The organism is Pseudochrobactrum albidum (assembly GCF_051851455.1).
Lineage (GTDB): Bacteria > Pseudomonadota > Alphaproteobacteria > Rhizobiales > Rhizobiaceae > Pseudochrobactrum.
This window is the reverse complement of sequence record NZ_JBPVTR010000017.1, coordinates 26,208-42,538: the sequence shown is the minus strand read 5'-3', so window position 1 is coordinate 42,538 and position 16,331 is coordinate 26,208. Positions and strand designations below refer to the sequence as shown.

Sequence of the window (16,331 nt, the reverse complement as noted above, 5' to 3'; positions counted from 1 at the left end):
CAGTGAAGTAATTCCGGCGTTCCGGCCAGCTTGGCAGTGCCACTATGCCTTCTCAGCGTTTGATATTCAGGGAAGAATAAGCATATTAAATATGTCAAGACAGGATAAATATATCTAAACGGCTGAAAATAAGCTAAAAAAGAAAACCGGCATTGCAGTGATGGCAATGCCGGTTCAGCTATTCATTGGTGAGAACAGGCCTAATGCAATGCAGAGCTGGCAGCTTGTCGCTCGGCTTTGTCGTGTAGTGCGAATTTGTCTACCATATCTGCGCTGGCGCGGTTAAACCCATAGACATCGGTTTTGACGCCGAGACGACGAAACTTGATGACAACTTTATCAAGCGCGCCAACGGCAGTAATGTCCCACAAATGTGCGTTGCTGACATCAATGATAACTTTTTCTGCTGTGGGCGAAAAATCAAACGCGTTAATAAAGCTCTCGGCAGAGGCAAAGAAAATTTGTCCCTCAACCAGATATGTAATAATTTCTGATTGTTCATTATGCTGTTTGGTGACAGTGAAAAGCCTGGCTACTTTGCCGGCAAAGAAAATACCGGATAATAGCACGCCAGCCAATACGCCTTTAGCCAAATCATGTGTTGTCACCACTGTGAAAACTGTTGCCAGCATTACCACGGATGATGAATAGGGATTGCGGCGCAGATCCAGCACGGAACGCCATGAGAATGTGCCGATAGATACCATAATCATGACAGCTACAAGTGCTGCCATTGGTATGATTTTTACCAGGTCGCTCAGCGCTACTATTAAAAATAATAAAAACGCACCGGCAACAAATGTTGAAAGCCGGCCACGGCCACCGGACGAAACATTGATCACTGACTGACCGATCATTGCGCAGCCGCCCATTCCGCCGATGAGTGCTGAGGCAATATTGCCTGCACCCTGACCATAGCATTCTTGATTTTTATTGCTTGGCGTATCCGTCATATCGTCCACAATCTGGGCGGTGAGCAGGGATTCCAATAGGCCGACTGCAGCCAGAGTTATCGAATATGGCAAGATGATTTGTAAAGTCTCAAGTGTAAACGGTACTTGTGGCAGGGTAAAAACCGGCAATGTTGCTGGCAGTTCACCTAAATCACCGACAGTGCGTAAATCCATCCCTGTCCACCATGCAATACAGGTCAGGGCGATGATTGCCACAAGCGGTGAAGGGATTGCTCTGGTGATGTAAGGAAAGAGATAGATGATGGCAAGCCCGCCGGCAATCATCCAATATGTTTGGACTGGCACATTGATGAGCTCGGGTAACTGAGCCATAAAAATGAGGATTGCGAGTGCATTGACAAAGCCGGTTATCACGGAGCGGGAGACGAAACGCATGAGTCGTCCGAGTTTTAAAGCGCCGGCAATCATCTGTATGATACCCATCAGAATAGTTGCGGCAAACAGATAGTTTAATCCATGCTCCTTGACGAGGGACACCATCACAACAGCCGTTGCTGCGGTTGCCGCGGAGATCATGCCAGGTCTGCCGCCGGTAAAGGCTGTGACACAGGCAATGGCAAAAGAGGCATAGAGCCCGACTTTGGGATCAACACCGGCAATGACGGAAAAGCCGATTGCTTCCGGGATTAATGCAAGAGCGACAACAATGCCGGACAGAATGTCAGCGCGAATGTTGGAAAACCATTCTTGACGGTATTTTTGAAAAGAAGTCACAGGATAATTCACACAATAATGCAAGGAACCGAAAGTACTCTATTTGACAGTGGTTATTTTGCTGTGTTGTCTGGCGGATAAGCGGCCAGAAGAGCCACCCGGAATTTCACCGGATCCATATGTGTGCGGCTTGTGTAATTAAAAACCGGCATAAATGCAATGTCAGTTTGCACATGTATCAGCGCATATTGAAACCATTATATTGCAGGTTAGCGCAAATGAGTGCGGGCATGCAGGCGCAGGGCAAAAATTGCAGTGAGCAGTGAAAACCAGACTTGCCCCCGCGGTGCAAAAAACGGCGATTCAAGATTGGCATAAAGCAGCATAAAAACCCATATCCGCAGATACATCAGCCCCAATGCCGGATCATTGCGTGTTTTTTGCGAGCGATGATAATCAATAAGCGGGCAGAACAATATCCAAACCGCAAACAGGCTGACCCCGATTGTGCCGGTCAGGATAATGAGCTGCAAATAGCCATTATGCGCATGGCCGGCTCTGGCGGCCCATGTTTCAATGTCATACCCGCCATTAACCAGACGCGACATATTCCAGAATGTTTCATACCCATAGCCGATCCAGGGATGTGCCTCCAGCTGGCTGACAATAAATGTCCAGATAGAGGTGCGGCCGGTAAAGGTCGGATCGGAGATGAGGCTGCTGACAAGATCCTGCAGGGATTGATTAAATATGGTGCCCACAGTGAGTGATGCCATCAGGATAAGCGGAATGAAGGCGATAATGATTTTTATGGGCAAAAGGCGCGTATATTTTATGGCCTGCGCAATAAGAAGTGAAACGATAATCAAGCCGATAGAGGTTTTATTATTTGAATAATAAAGAAAAATTGTCGAAAGAATTATATTGGTCAGCGGCAGGTAAAATTGATCCCGGTGCAGCAAATAGAGATTATAAATGATCAGCACGATCATTGCGGGGCCTGCAATATTTTTGTGAACAAAATGGCCGCGCCATGAGCCGGCATTAATGAGCTCGCGCACTTCAGACATATTATGGATCGATACGTCCGGCATAAAAATGACGCCAAAATAAGCTAATCCCAATATAAAGAGGCTTAAATATTTGATCATACGCTGAAAAGACAGCTCATCTTCAGGCAAGAGCACCCAGGCCATAGCCATGATAATGAGCGTGATGCTGAAAATATAACGGCGAAATGCAATATCAGGATAATCAGAGGTAAAAACCGTTATAAATTGCCAAAAGAGCACCATAAGAAATAAGGGAGACAGCATTTTCTGCGCAACAGGTATATTTGCCAGAAGATACAGGGCGGCGATCAGGCAAAGCAGTAGTGAGACCAGTTGCTGAAAGATGCTGCCTTGCTCCTGAGCAAGCAAAACTGTCGGATCCCGCAAATCCAGAAAAGGGGTAAGGGTAACCCAGAACAGACAAAAAATGAGGATGAATAGAATATTTCTACCTGCCAGAGTCACACTTGATTTCAAGCCCCCGTTTTATGCTTAATTAAGAAAAATATATTATTTGAAATAGCTTATATTCCAAAAATAACATCTTAAAATTTACATAAAATTTATTTGCGGGCAACAATTTTTTCATTCCAGCTCAGAATAGCTTCCAGGCCGTTTTTGTCTGTGCGGTTACGCAAAGTCAGTTCAGCATTAATATGTCTTGCAGCAGTCTCTGCAATGGTAAGCCCCAGCCCTGTGCCGGTCGGGTTTTTATTGCTGCCACGATAAAAGCGTGTGGTGAGCAATGGCAGTTCCTCTTCGCTGACACCGGGGCCGTTATCGCAAATTATCAAACCTTTGCCGTTTTTCAGGCCTTTCCAGCAGATCGCCTGATCTGGCGGTGAAGAGTGCACGGCATTTTCATAAAGATTTCGCAAAATGAGCGCCAGATTATGCCGGTCTGTTGTAATCTCACTGGCATAAAGGGCAGGATCAATATCATTGATCACCTTACGATTTACGATCGGGTTTTGCGCAATAATCTCTTCTGCCAAATGCCCGAGATTAACCTGTTCTTTTGTGCCTGCCTGTTCACCGGCATCCAGCCTTGCCAGTGCCAGCAATTGGCGCACAAGCCGTGTGGTACGGTCAACGGATAAAAGAATTTGCTGCAAAGCGCCTTCCTTTATAGCCGGATCTGTTGCTGCCAGTGCAATTTGCGCCTGAGTTTTTAAACCTGCCAATGGCGTGCGCAACTCATGGGCGGCAAAAGCGGTCACTTCACGTTCATGGCGGCGCGCAGCCTCAACCTTGCTGAATAAGCCGTTAAGCGCATTGGCCAGCGGCTGCACTTCTGCAGGAATATTGGTTGTTTGCAAGGCGCTCATATCATCAGCATCCTTTTGGCGAACAGTATCGGCAAAAAGATGCAAAGGGCGCAGCCCGCGCCCGAGACTGACCCAGATGAGTACGCCCAAAAGCGGTAAAATCAGGAGGACGGGGGCGATAAGACCCTTGACCAGATCACTGACCAGCCGGTCGCGCAGGGCAAGCCGGTCGGCAACCATGATTTTTACAGCTTTTTCTTCATCAATAATCGTATAGATACGCCATAATTCCCCTTTGACCATCTCGTCAGAAAAGCCGGTATGACTGCCAAAAACCTTCAATTCCGGTGCGCCGGTGGAACTGCCGACCAGCTTGCCGTCCAAAGACCATATCTGGCAGGAAAGATAGCGTTCATAAGGGGTATATTCATAAGGCAGATTGGCAGTTTTGGATGTGTTCATGCCGGATGCATCACCAAGCAGTGAATGCACCATGCGTGCTGCCTCCTGCAGGCGGGTATCCAGCACTTTTTCCAGCTCATTGCGGCTGCTGAAATATGTCCAGGCCACAGCCGAAGCCCAGATCAGCCCGGTGGCTGCAACAAGAATGATAAAGAGCCTTTTATGCAGGGAGAGCATATTATGTTATCCGCATTCTGTAACCAAGGCCGCGCACCGTCTCAATTGCCTTACGGCCTATTTTATTGCGCAGATTATGGATATGCACTTCAACCGTGTTGCTTTCTACCTCTTCCTGCCAGCCATAGAGGCGCTCTTCAATATCGCTTTTGGAGCGGATAACGCCCGGCCGCTCCATAAGTGCGGAAAGCACGGCAAATTCCCTGCGGGAGAGAGAGACATGTTCATCCTTCACTTTTACATGGAGGTTGGAAGGATCAAGCTCCACATCGCCGGCAATCATAACCGCCCGCGCACGGCCTGCGCCACGGCGGGCGATTGCCCTGATCCGTGCTGCCAGCTCATCAAGATCAAAAGGCTTGCCCATATAATCATCCGCGCCGCTGTCAAGGCCGGCAATCCGGTCGGCCGTATCATCCAGTGCCGTCAGCAACAGAACCGGTGTCTGATCCTGATGTTTGCGCATTGTTTTCAACACATCCAGCCCCGAACCATCCGGCAGCATAAGATCAAGCACAACAGCATCAAACCGGCATGCTGCCAAAGCAGAGAGCGCATCAGTGCAATTGGCAACCTGATCAACCGTTGCTCCGGTTAACCCCAAACCAACCTTGAGGCCGTTGGACAAAACCGGATCATCTTCCACAACAAGAATTCGCATTTCGCTTCCGTCAGAATTTTTGCAGATATTTATATACAGCAAAATTACAACCTTTTTCTGTGTAACAGCCTGAATGCACTGCCTTAAGGCTGACTTAAGGTCGTAAGCTATTATAAGCTTATATCCTCTATGCTGTTACAGGCACACAGAATTACAGGCACACAGAATAAAATTGTCTATTTGAAGGATACAATGTTTCAGCAAATGAACAGACAGATTTTCAGCCTTGTTTTTGTCAGTTTGACGGCGCTGGCGCTATCGGTATTTTTCTCTGTGGCACAGGCGCAACCTGTGCGCAGTGTGGAAGAGGCGATGCAGCTTACTGTTGCGCGGGATGACAAAGATGCATTGCAGCTGCGCTGGAATATTGCCCCAAAAATATACATGTATCGTGATAAAATTCAGGCCGAAACGCCGGATGGCACCTTGCTGCCTATGGATGTGAATGAGGGCCTGATTAAAGATGATATGAATTTTGGCAGCACGGAGGTGCTGTATAATCAGGCTTTTGCAACAATTGCGCGTAAAGACCTGCCGAAAGACGGCAAAATCCTGATACGCTGGCAGGGCTGCGAAGAAGACAGTATCTGTTATCCGCCCGTGGCAAAATCGCTTGATCTGCAAACATTGGCGCTTTCCAAAGTGGCATCAGGATTGGGCGGCGCCATGCAGGCCGGTCTTACCGCACCGGATCTGTCATTGACGGACAGTGATGAGACCGCCCAAAATGCTCTGTCTGAAGATAAGACTGTCGCCGCAGGCAGTGTCGGTGATGCGGCGGCGGATGATGTTAATGCATGGCTTGCATCCAGCTTTGTGTTGATGCTGGCCGGGTTTTTTGGCTTTGGCCTGCTCTTATCATTGACGCCTTGCGTATTCCCGATGATTCCCATCCTCTCCGGCATGCTGGCGCGTTCCGGCGAGAAACTCTCAGCCGGACGCGGATTTGTGCTCTCCTTTGCCTATGTGCTGGCAATGGCTGCTGCTTATGCGGTGCTGGGGCTTGCCGCCTCATGGTCAGGCTATAATTTGCAGGCAGCTCTGCAAACACCTTATGCGCTTGGTTTCATGGCGCTGATTTTTGTGCTGCTGGCTTTCTCGATGTTCGGATATTATGAGCTGCAGCTGCCGCAAGGCTGGACCGATTTTTTCAGCCGCCATACGGCAGGCACCAATAGCGGTGCAGTTACCGGCGCTTTACTGCTCGGTTTTGGCTCTGCCCTGATTGTGGGGCCTTGTGTAACACCACCGCTTGCCGCAGCCTTGCTCTATGTGGCACAGACCGGTGATGCCGTTCGCGGTGCCTCGGCTCTGTTTGCACTGGGGCTTGGTATGGGGGTGCCGCTGATTATCTTTGGCACATTTGGTGCAAAATTTTTGCCAAAATCCGGCCCCTGGCTCAATCATATCAAGCAGATTTTCGGCGTCGTGTTCCTTGGCCTTGCGGTTTATATGATTATGCGCCTGTTGTCTGATGAAAATGCCATGTTGCTGCTGGCGCTCACCGCGCTTGCCTGCGGGGTGTTTCTTGGTGCGTTTGACCGGATCAGCGGTCAGGCCACAGCGCTGAAACGACTTGAAAAAACGGCAGGCCTTGCTGCTCTGGTTTATGGCATTTTGCTGATGGCGGGTTTTGCCGGCGGTTCCAGCGATCCGTGGCGTCCTTTGGATTTTCTGCATGGCAATGGCACAGAGATTACGCACAACAAGGCTGAGCCTGTGGTTAAAACTGTCAGAACCGCGGCTGAATATGATGAGACCTTGCAACAGGCTCTGGCCACCGGCAAACCCGTCCTGGTGGATTTTACAGCAGATTGGTGCACGACATGCAAAACCAATGACAAGCTGATGAAAGAGCCGGACTATGCAGAGAGGCTTGGCAAGCTTACGCTGATTAAAGCAGATCTGACGGAATATAATGATGCCAGCCGTGATTTGATGCAGCGCTTCAATATTGCAGGCCCGCCGACATTGATGTTCCTTGAGGCAAACAGCGCCAGAGAACAAAAGCAAAATCGTATTATCGGTGCGCTCACCCCGCAAAATCTAAACAGCGGTTTGCAGGCACTAGGGCTTTAAGGACCGCTTGGCATATCCCATTTTAAAATCACAGGAGAATTCCATGCATCGCCGCCAGTTTTTACAAGTTGCCGCCGGCATAGCTGTGAGCGCGTCTCTGGCTTTTATGGTAGCAGAAACGGCAGAAGCACAAGATGTGGACGTTAATGGTATTCTTTATGATCCGGAAGCGCCTGTCGGCGGTAATCCGAAAGGCGACCTGACGATTGTAGTTTTTAGCGATTATAATTGCCCGTTCTGTAAAAAATCCGGCGCAGATCTGGCGCGTGTAGTGAAAGAGGATGGCAATATTCGTCTGGTTTATAAAGAATGGCCTATCCTTACCGAGGCCTCGGTTTATGGCTCGCAGCTGGCATTGGCAGCAATGTATCAGGGTAAATATGAACAGGTTCATAAAGCTCTGATGGCTATTCCGGGAAGCAATGTTTCAAAAAAAGCCATGCTTGATGCCGTCAAGGCCTCCGGTGTTGATATGAAACGCCTTCAGGCTGATCTGAATAAAAATAATAATAAGATTACCGCGCAGCTCAAACGGGTGGCGGCTCAGGCTGATTCAATTGGCGTTGAGGGCACGCCGACACATCTGATCGGTCCGTTCCGCGCTATGGCGCTTGATTATAACAGTTTCAAGCTTGCGATTGCCGATGCACGCGCGCGTGAAAAAGCGGCCAAGTAAATTAATCAGATTTTTACCATATGGTAAGCTATAAGGGTGTTTGAGTTTCGTATAATCGCAGTATTGTTGATAAAGGATCGGCGGCTGCGGTTTTTCTTCCCCAAATAAACAAGAAAAGAATCATGCAGTTTTTTTCAAATTCATCTCTGCGCAGCCTGACTGTTGCAATGTTTTTACCATTGGCACTGGCCGCCTGTACCACAACCGGCAAGCCTGTGGCTGAAGTAACACCAAAGGTTCACCCTGCTGATGCAAAGCGTTATGCCGCAATTGAGGATGAAAAATTCTACGTACCCGCAGTATCGCTGAAGCATTTGAAACCGCAATATATGCGTCAGCTGGTCGATTATCCGACAGATGAGGTGCCGGGTACTGTTATTGTTGATCCGCACAATAAATATCTCTATCTCGTGCAGGAAGGCGGCAAGGCCTTGCGTTATGGTGTGGGGGTTGGCAAGGCCGGTCTGGAATTTACCGGTACCGCCAATATTGCCTATAAACGCCAATGGCCAAACTGGACACCTACTCAGGATATGATCCGCCGCAATCCGGAGCTCTACAAGCCATTGGCCGGCGGTTTGCCGGGGGGCGAGAGAAACCCGCTTGGGGCACGTGCCCTTTATCTTTTCAAGAATGGCCGTGACACATTGTATCGCATTCATGGCACCAATGAGCCGTGGACAATCGGTCAGGCCATGTCATCAGGCTGTATCCGCATGATGAATCAGGATGTGATTGATCTTTACGGGCGCATTGCCGATGGCGCAAAAGTGGTTGTCCTGTAAAAAACATTGATTATTTTTTTAACCGGGCAGTTTGGCAAAATAAGTCAAACTGCCCTGAGCAGGTTTAAACAGGCCTGAACAGGATAGCAGAAATGAACAATCCGCTTGCGCATAACCCCTATCACGATCTTAAGGAGCAGCGGGTTGTTTATCATAATAACGGCAGTCCGGTTAAAAATGATCCGGCGGCACAAAAAGCCTATATGACGGCGCTTCTCACTTCGCTTGCTAATCACTTAAAGGCAGTTGGCTGCATGATAGCGCAAGAGAGCCCTGTCAAGCTGGATCTGCGGGTTATATGCCACGGATCAGGGCTTGATCTGTTTGATATTGTGCGGGCAGATGAAATATTGCAGCAACGTTTTGCGGCACTTTGTGCGCAGGGCGTGGTTTTTTGTGTTTGCGCCAATAGTTTGCAGATGCGTGATGCGGATTGGCTGAAGCGCAATAATATCACAACGACCATGATTGTGCCGAGCGGCGTTGCAGAACTGGCATGGCTGCAATTGCAGGGCTTTGCCTATATTCATCTTTAAGATGTTTTGCAGGTATTCTGAATTCTCATAAAAAGCGTTGAAATGCGCTCATGGCCTTTGCAAAAGCAAACGCCCGATGCTGGGAGGTGCATCGGGCGTTACAATGAATGACCGGTTGGGAGGAGGGAGACCGGTCTTCAATCAAATCTGAGTTGGGAGGAGGAGGGAGGCTCAGATTTGATATTTTTCAACACATAGCCGGCAGGAGGTAAGCCGGAAAATGCGTAATCTCGTATAATATGCGCCGGATCCTGTTACGGCCAGCGCATGAAATTCTTAGCGCTGAGCAGCCTTACGGGCTACAAACGGAATATCTGCAGGCAGAATGCCGAGATCGTTCAGTTCGCGGGTTGAGAGGCGGTTCAGTTCGTTAACAGTGCTGCGGTAACGGCGCCAGTTGTTGTAAGAGCGGATCAGATTCATGTTTCTCACCTAGAAAATTTTATGTCGTTGTTTGTTGACTTGTATATAGCCCTGATCATGCCAAATGAGCAGAGACAAATTTGCATAGCTGCCTTGCTTATTCAGCCGGCCAAAACGCCTGTTGGGGCATCAAATAGCCATAATCATTGTTTTAAATCAAAAAATTGCGCAAATTGCTCTCTATGCGGCCTTGTCGTGGCCACAAATGCCCTTTGAAGGCCGCAGGCGCATCGTTCCATGAAAACTGAAATGCTCTAGCGTTCAATCCGCGTGGAGAGAATGATGGATGACATGGTGCGTTCCACGCCCTCCAGCGCCCCGATCTGATCCAGTATACTGTCGAGTTCTCCGATTGAGGGGGCTTCCACAACAACAATCATATCAAAATTGCCGCTGATGGAATGAACCGTGCGCACGGCCATCATGGATTTTAGCCCTGCTTCTACCTTTGGTGAAAATTTGGGCAGGGCAGTGACCAGCACATGGGCACGCACCAAATGGCTTTCATGTTCCGATGATAATTTTACTGTATAGCCGGTAATGACACCACGCTTTTCCAGCCTGTCGATACGGCTTTGCACTGTTGTGCGCGATACACCAAGCCTTCTTGCCAGGGTTGCGGTGGAGGCGCGGGCATTCTCGCGTAAAAGAGCAATCAGCGCCATATCGGCTTTTGTCGTCATTTTGCACCTCACAAACGTCATTACGTATAAATATATAGCGTCATTTCGTCATTTTAGATACTTCTTTTTGACGAAAATTCTGCGACTCTATGCCATCATTTTTGGGGCATGAATCAAGATGTCCGGAAAATAAGACAATATTATTAATGTGTTACATTTTTCTTGCCGGTCAGCATGGTCTGAAGGCGCGGAATATGCAACGCAGATGCAAAGAGTGAAGGGTTGATTATGAAAGACGTCGTTGTCGTTGGTGCCGGTAAAATCGGTGTTACTATTGCACAGCTTCTGGGTAATACCGGTGATTATAATGTAACGGTAACCGACCGTTCGGAAAATCAGCTGAAAGCCCTTGCAGGCAAAAAAAACATCTCCACAAAGATCGTGGATATTACAGATGCGGCTGCGCTTGAGGCTGTTCTGGCCGGTAAGTTTGCTGTTCTGAGCGCCGCACCTTATCAGATGACTATCCGTATTGCCGATGCGGCTGCAAAAGCAGGCGTTCATTATCTTGATCTTACAGAAGATGTTGCCAGCACACGCCACGTCAAGGAACTGGCCAAGACCGCAAAAACAGCTTTCATTCCGCAATGCGGTCTGGCTCCGGGCTTTATCTCGATTGTTGCCTATGATCTGGCCAAAAAATTCGACAAGCTGGAATCCATCGGCATGCGCGTTGGCGCTCTGCCACAGTTTCCGACCAACTCCATCACCTATAATCTGACATGGAGCACGGACGGCGTTATCAACGAATATATTGAACCATGTGAAGCGATTGTTAACGGCAAGCTGACACTGGTTCCTGCAATGGAAGAGCGTGAAGAATTCTCGCTTGAAGGTGTTCAGTATGAAGCATTCAATACATCCGGCGGCCTTGGCACGCTGGCTGAAACCCTTGAAGGCAAAGTGCGCAGCCTGAATTACCGCACCATTCGTTATCCCGGTCATTGCGCTATCTTCAAGACTTTGCTGAACGATCTTGGCCTGCGTCATCGCCGTGATCTGTTCAAGGATATTCTTGAAACCGCAGTTCCCGGCACCCAGCAGGATGTGATTGTGATCTTTGTTACCGTAACCGGTTACAAGAATGGCCGCCTGACACAGGAAACCTATGCAAATAAGGTTTATAACCAGACACAGGGTGATCTGGAAATGACCGGTATTCAGGTTACCACAGCTTCCGCTATCTGTGCTGTTGTTGATATGCTTGCAGATGGCAGCATTCCTGCACAGGGCTTTATGAAGCAGGAAGATATTGCACTGGACAAATTCCTGGCAAACCGCTTTGGCAAGGTTTATGCTTAAAACCAAGCTGTATTCCTGCATTTTGTTGTGATGCAAAATCGGAATATCTTTATGCAATGAGAAACGGGGCAGGGGCTTTCCTTTGCCCCGTTTTTCTGTTTAGCTGTTGCCGGAGAATGATTTTACATCATAGGTGAGGAGACATATGCGTAAATCCGTATTATTTGCCGGTCTGGTACTGGCTGCAATTGCAGGCTCGGCCGGTGCAAAAGACTGGAAGGAAATCCGTATTGCGACTGAGGGGGCTTATCCTCCGTTCAACTTTGTTGATGCCAGCGGCAAGCTTGAGGGTTTTGATGTTGATATTGCGCATGCGCTTTGTGAAGAGATGAAAGCAAAATGTACGCTTGTGGCCAATGATTGGGATGGTATGATTCCGGGGCTGCAATCGGATAAATTTGATGCGGTCATCGCTTCAATGAGCATTACGGAAGATCGTCTGAAACAGATTGATTTTACTAATAAATATTATTCCACGCCTCTGGCGATTGTGGTGCCGAAAGACAGCCCGATCAAAGATACAAAGACAGAAAATTTTAAAGGCAAAACTGTAGGCGCACAGGGCGGAACCACCCAGTCGATTTATGCAGAAGATGTGCTGGCCAAGGGTGGCGCTGATATCAAGCTTTACCCAACCAATGATGAAGCTGTTGCTGATCTGGAAACCGGCCGTCTTGATGCTGTGATCTCTGACAAGTTTCCGATTGCTGAATGGGTAAAGACAACCGGTAAAGATTGCTGCCACATGCTGGAGGATGTGCCGGGTACCCAGACAGAAACGGCTATTGCCATTAAAAAAGGCAATGATGACCTGAAACAACAGTTCAATGCCGCGATTGATGCCATTCGTAAAAACGGCACCTATGACAAGATCATGAAAAAATATTTCGACTTCGATATTTATTGATCTGCCCGTATGGGGTTAAGACTAAATGAGCGCGCAAAAATTGCGCGCTCATAATCCTTTTGCAGATATTTTCTCTTTCCTTAAGCTGTGGCAGTTTTCTCAGGCAATGTTCTGTTACTGGGAAAAACCCGCTTATTCCGGCCAAAACATGCGTAAATTCGATACGATTATTCTTGGTGCAGGCATTATTGGTGTCAGCACGGCTCTTCATTTGCAGGCGCGTGGCCATGCGGTCTGCCTTATTGATAAAAAAGCCCCGGGTGAGGGCACAAGCTATGGCAATGCGGGGTTAATTGAGCGATCAAGTGTTATCCCCTATTCCTTTCCGCGCGGTTTTGCCAATCTTGTTAAATATGCGCTCAATAATCGTTCGGATGTGCGCTATGATATCAGCTATATGCCAAAACTTGCGCCCTGGCTGTTTCAGTTCTGGCGCAATTCCGGCTCGTCAGGGCTTGAAAAAGCCACGGAAGCCATGCTGCCTTTGGTGGAATCTTGCGTAAAAGAGCATGATTTTTTGATTGAACAGGCCGGTTGCCGGCATCTTGTGCAGGATAAAGGCTGGCTTGAAGCATTTTGCAGTGAAAAGGCTTTCAATGCTTTTGTTAAAAAGCTGCCGGCGCTGGATCGCTTTGGCCTGAATTATAAAGTGCTGGATCATGCGGGTTTTGCAGCGACTGAACCATCCATGCGCAATATTGCCGGTGCGGTGCATTGGCTCGACCCTAAAACAGTCAATGATCCGTCTGCTTTGGTTAAAGCCTATGCGGCTTTGTTTATGAGCCGCGGCGGTGTGTTTTTGCATGGGGATGCAGCAACCCTTCAGGAAGAAAATGAAGGATGGTCGCTGCCTGCGGCAGAGCCGGTATCCGCGCGCCATATTGTTGTGGCGCTCGGGCCGCAATCAGCTTTGTTATTTCAAAAAGCGGGCATTACATTGCCATTGGCGGTCAAGCGCGGCACGCATCTGCATTTTTCACTTGAGGGCGATGCGGCACTTCATCATCCGGTGGTTGAGGTTGAGGGCGGCTATGTGCTGGCGCCAATGCGTCAGGGGATGCGCCTGACGACAGGCATTGAATTTGCATCACCGGATGCACCTGTTAACCGTATTTTGCTGGATCGTGCAGAAAAACGCGCGCGTAAGGTTCTGCCATCTCTTGGCAGGCCGGTTGAGGCACAACCATGGCTTGGTTTGCGCCCTTGCATGCCGGACATGCGTCCGGTTATTGGCGCGGTGCCTAATAAAAAAGGGCTGTGGTTCAACTTCGGCCATGCCCATCACGGGCTGACACTGGGGCCGGCATCTGGCCGTTTATTGGCAGAGCTGATAACTGGCGAGCAAACATATATTCCTGCAAGTCCTTATTCTGTCAGCCGTTTTTTATAACAAGCAACCTTGTCAAGAAAAGCAAGAGGGTCAAGCTTGACAAGCACCCTGCGCAGTATCATCTTTAAAGACAGGAGATGATCATGGCACAGATAACGCATCAGATATCAGGGCATAAGAAGACAGGGCGGGATAGCACAGCAAATGCCAAGTCGCATGGCATGGCAAAATTGCGGGCTGTCAAACGCAAGCCTGTTCAGGCGCCGTCTGGCAAGGCTGTTGCTGGTGATGCCTACCGGCCTGATGCGCGCGCCATGGCCTTGCTGCAGGGGGTGAAAATTGCCCAGCAGGATCTGCGCGAGGCAGGCGGTGCCTATACACTGGAGCAGGTGCGCCTGTTATTGCAGGGTATTTCGCGTCAGGCGGTGGATAAGCGTGTGCAGGAGGGGACCTTGCTTGCGGTGCCGGGCCCCGGCAATCGCCGTGCTTATCCGACAATTCAGTTCTTGAATGATGGCCGTCTTGTAGACGGGCTCAAGGCGGTGCGTCAGGCTTTGGGCAGTTCAAATCCGTGGCTGATGCTCAATTTTCTCAGCAGGCCTGATCCGCGCCTTGATAACAGAAAACCGATTGATCTTTTGCGCGGCGGAGAGATTGAGCCGGTGCTGGAAGTTGCGCGGCTGATTGGTATGCAGGGCGCGTGAGCGGGCCGCAGCCGCCTCATAATCTGCAGAACCGCCAACCGGAACAGATTGTTCTTGAGGCGGGCAGTGAGCTTTTTCGTTTTTATACGGCGGCTTTTGACCCTGTCTATTATGACCGCTCCCGAGCGGGCAGGCTCAATGCGCCTGATGCAACTTATGGCGTGCTTTATACGGCCGCGACGCGGGAGGGCGCCTTTGCGGAAACGTTTCTGCGCGAGCCCGGCCGCAGCCTGATTGATCTGCAGCTTTTGAAAAAGAAAGCCCATATGGTGCTGGAAAACACCGCACCGCTGAAACTGGCAAAACTTGCCGGACGCGGCCTTGCCATTCTTGGCGCAACAGCAGAGGTTCTCCATAGCGGCCTGCCTTATGATACCGCGCAGAACTGGTCGAAGGCGCTGCATGATCACAGGGAAAATTTTGATGGTATTGCCTATTATGCCCGCCATGATGATGAGGAGCTTTGCTATGCTTTGTTTGATCATTGTGCGGCAAATATCGTGATCCGTGAGATACAGCGCAATCTTGATACGGACTGGTTCTGGCACATTGCCAATTATTATCATCTGGGTATCGCGCCTTACTGATATCCGGGAGGGGAAGTGAAATTATGCCGGACAAAACAGCCAAAATCCTGATTGCGGATCATCTGGAATTGCGCCTTGATGCGCAAGGTCAGCACCAATGGCATGAAATTCGCCATTATATTGAGGCCAAAGGCGGGGTCTTTCATGATCATGCCCTGCAGGAAGGGCAGGCGCTTGCAGCAGGAAAACTGCATTTTTTCTATTGCCCTGATCTTAGCACGGAGGAGGAGTTGCAGGCCGTTGCCGGACAGGGGCAATATGATGCGGTGATTGCGGCTGCAACCCGCATTCCGCCGCAATGCCTGTTTACTGAGGGCGGTGTGCGCATTGGTGCGGGCACCGGCAATATGCAGTCGCAATCCTGGGTTTCAGGCAATGCCCCTTTGATGAATACGCCCGGTATCAACAGCCGTATCACCGCGCAAATGGTGCTGAAAGCCTTGCTGCGTTTTCAGCCCGATCTGGATGTGAATGCGCTTTATATGCAGGTGCTGGAAGGCAAATTTGATACTGGCCGTGATCTGGCGCGATTTCCAAGTTCTGGTCTTGAAGGGCGCAAGATTGCCATTCTCGGTAGCGGCAATATCGGCATGGAAGTGGCAAGGCTTGCCAGCGCCTTTGCTATGGATGTTGTGATTTATGCACGGGAGCATCACCGGCAATGGATTGAAAGCCAGGGCTATATTTATGCTGCTACACCGCAGGCTGCAGCAAAAGGCGCAGATGTGCTGACTGTGCATCTGGGGCTTGGCACTTTAAACAATGAGACGGGGGTCTATAGCAATCAGGGGCTGGTGAACCATGCCGTTATGGCTGCAATGGCAAAAGGTGCAATAATTATCAATTATGACCGTGGCGAATTGGTGGATGTCGCGGCACTTGGGCATTTGATGCAAAGCGGCCACATTCGCAATGTTGCGGTTGATGCCGACCTGATTGAGAAAGACGGGGTTCTGTCGGGGCCGCTTGCGCCTTATGTATCACTGGCACAACACGATCCGCAGGCTATGTTATTGCTGCCCCATGCAGCGGCGGATACCGACCATCCTTCGCGGCTTGCCGGTGCAAAAC

General features: G+C 49.5%; 15 protein-coding genes, 1 pseudogene and 1 other annotated feature. Of the genes and pseudogenes, 10 read left to right on the top strand and 6 right to left on the bottom strand.

Going from position 1 to position 16,331, the window contains the following annotated elements; genetic code table 11:
- Window positions 1–200 precede the first annotated feature (200 nt).
- The 4 genes from ACSTTO_RS02470 to ACSTTO_RS02455 all read right to left on the bottom strand — a co-directional run bounded on the left by ACSTTO_RS02470 (window position 201) and on the right by ACSTTO_RS02455 (window position 5,248).
- Window positions 201–1,688, bottom strand: a complete 1,488-nt coding sequence (locus tag ACSTTO_RS02470; RefSeq protein ID WP_439271557.1) for a SulP family inorganic anion transporter — start codon at window positions 1,686–1,688, stop codon at window positions 201–203.
- 64 nt (window positions 1,689–1,752) lie between these two features.
- Window positions 1,753–1,808: a sequence feature (sul1 is cis-regulatory element that is thought to sense ions involved in sulfur or methionine metabolism; They are found in Alphaproteobacteria), on the bottom strand.
- A gap of 89 nt (window positions 1,809–1,897) precedes the next feature.
- Window positions 1,898–3,049: an O-antigen ligase family protein gene (locus tag ACSTTO_RS02465; protein WP_439271556.1), complete on the bottom strand. Its 1,152-nt coding sequence runs from the start codon at window positions 3,047–3,049 to the stop codon at window positions 1,898–1,900.
- A 194-nt stretch (window positions 3,050–3,243) separates the two neighbouring features.
- Window positions 3,244–4,587 (bottom strand): ATP-binding protein, encoded by a 1,344-nt coding sequence (locus ACSTTO_RS02460; RefSeq protein ID WP_439271555.1) that lies wholly within the window; start codon window positions 4,585–4,587, stop codon window positions 3,244–3,246.
- Window position 4,588: 1 nt separating this feature from the next.
- Window positions 4,589–5,248: a response regulator transcription factor gene (locus ACSTTO_RS02455; protein ID WP_439271554.1), complete on the bottom strand. Its 660-nt coding sequence runs from the start codon at window positions 5,246–5,248 to the stop codon at window positions 4,589–4,591.
- 204 nt (window positions 5,249–5,452) lie between these two features.
- Between ACSTTO_RS02455 and dsbD the strand changes: the two genes are divergently transcribed.
- The 4 genes from dsbD to ACSTTO_RS02435 all read left to right on the top strand — a co-directional run bounded on the left by dsbD (window position 5,453) and on the right by ACSTTO_RS02435 (window position 9,324).
- Window positions 5,453–7,327 (top strand): protein-disulfide reductase DsbD, encoded by a 1,875-nt coding sequence (dsbD, locus tag ACSTTO_RS02450; RefSeq protein ID WP_439271553.1) that lies wholly within the window; start codon window positions 5,453–5,455, stop codon window positions 7,325–7,327.
- 43 nt (window positions 7,328–7,370) lie between these two features.
- Window positions 7,371–8,003 carry a DsbA family protein gene (locus tag ACSTTO_RS02445; RefSeq protein ID WP_439271552.1) on the top strand — a complete coding sequence of 211 codons (633 nt, stop codon included), beginning with the start codon at window positions 7,371–7,373 and terminating at the stop codon, window positions 8,001–8,003.
- 122 nt (window positions 8,004–8,125) lie between these two features.
- Window positions 8,126–8,788: a L,D-transpeptidase gene (locus tag ACSTTO_RS02440; RefSeq protein WP_439271551.1), complete on the top strand. Its 663-nt coding sequence runs from the start codon at window positions 8,126–8,128 to the stop codon at window positions 8,786–8,788.
- Window positions 8,789–8,880: 92 nt separating this feature from the next.
- A complete protein-coding gene (locus ACSTTO_RS02435) occupies window positions 8,881–9,324 on the top strand; it encodes a DsrE family protein (RefSeq protein WP_439271550.1) in 444 nt (147 codons plus the stop codon).
- Window positions 9,325–9,600: 276 nt separating this feature from the next.
- Here the strand turns inward: ACSTTO_RS02435 and ACSTTO_RS02430 are convergent, their stop codons facing one another.
- On the bottom strand, window positions 9,601–9,747 hold the full coding sequence (locus ACSTTO_RS02430; RefSeq protein ID WP_439271549.1) for a DUF1127 domain-containing protein: 147 nt from the start codon (window positions 9,745–9,747) through the stop codon (window positions 9,601–9,603).
- A 254-nt stretch (window positions 9,748–10,001) separates the two neighbouring features.
- A complete protein-coding gene (locus ACSTTO_RS02425) occupies window positions 10,002–10,430 on the bottom strand; it encodes an Lrp/AsnC family transcriptional regulator (RefSeq protein ID WP_439271548.1) in 429 nt (142 codons plus the stop codon).
- A gap of 222 nt (window positions 10,431–10,652) precedes the next feature.
- Here ACSTTO_RS02425 and ACSTTO_RS02420 point away from each other — a divergent pair, with 222 nt between their 5' ends.
- From ACSTTO_RS02420 to ACSTTO_RS02395, 6 genes and pseudogenes are all read left to right on the top strand, one after another.
- A complete protein-coding gene (locus ACSTTO_RS02420) occupies window positions 10,653–11,732 on the top strand; it encodes a saccharopine dehydrogenase family protein (protein WP_439271547.1) in 1,080 nt (359 codons plus the stop codon).
- Between the two features lie 145 nt (window positions 11,733–11,877).
- Window positions 11,878–12,639, top strand: coding sequence for an ABC transporter substrate-binding protein (locus ACSTTO_RS02415; protein ID WP_439271546.1), 762 nt, complete (start codon window positions 11,878–11,880; stop codon window positions 12,637–12,639).
- Window positions 12,640–12,787: 148 nt separating this feature from the next.
- Complete coding sequence (locus ACSTTO_RS02410) at window positions 12,788–14,029, top strand: NAD(P)/FAD-dependent oxidoreductase (RefSeq protein WP_439271633.1); 1,242 nt, start codon at window positions 12,788–12,790, stop codon at window positions 14,027–14,029.
- An 83-nt stretch (window positions 14,030–14,112) separates the two neighbouring features.
- On the top strand, window positions 14,113–14,673 hold the full coding sequence (locus ACSTTO_RS02405; RefSeq protein ID WP_439271545.1) for a hypothetical protein: 561 nt from the start codon (window positions 14,113–14,115) through the stop codon (window positions 14,671–14,673).
- Complete coding sequence (locus ACSTTO_RS02400; protein WP_439271544.1) at window positions 14,670–15,260, top strand: RES family NAD+ phosphorylase; 591 nt, start codon at window positions 14,670–14,672, stop codon at window positions 15,258–15,260. Before ACSTTO_RS02405 ends, ACSTTO_RS02400 begins: the two co-directional genes overlap by 4 nt.
- Window positions 15,261–15,283: 23 nt before the next feature.
- Window positions 15,284–16,276: pseudogene (locus ACSTTO_RS02395) on the top strand (NAD(P)-dependent oxidoreductase); the annotation flags it as partial.
- Window positions 16,277–16,331: the final 55 nt, after the last annotated feature.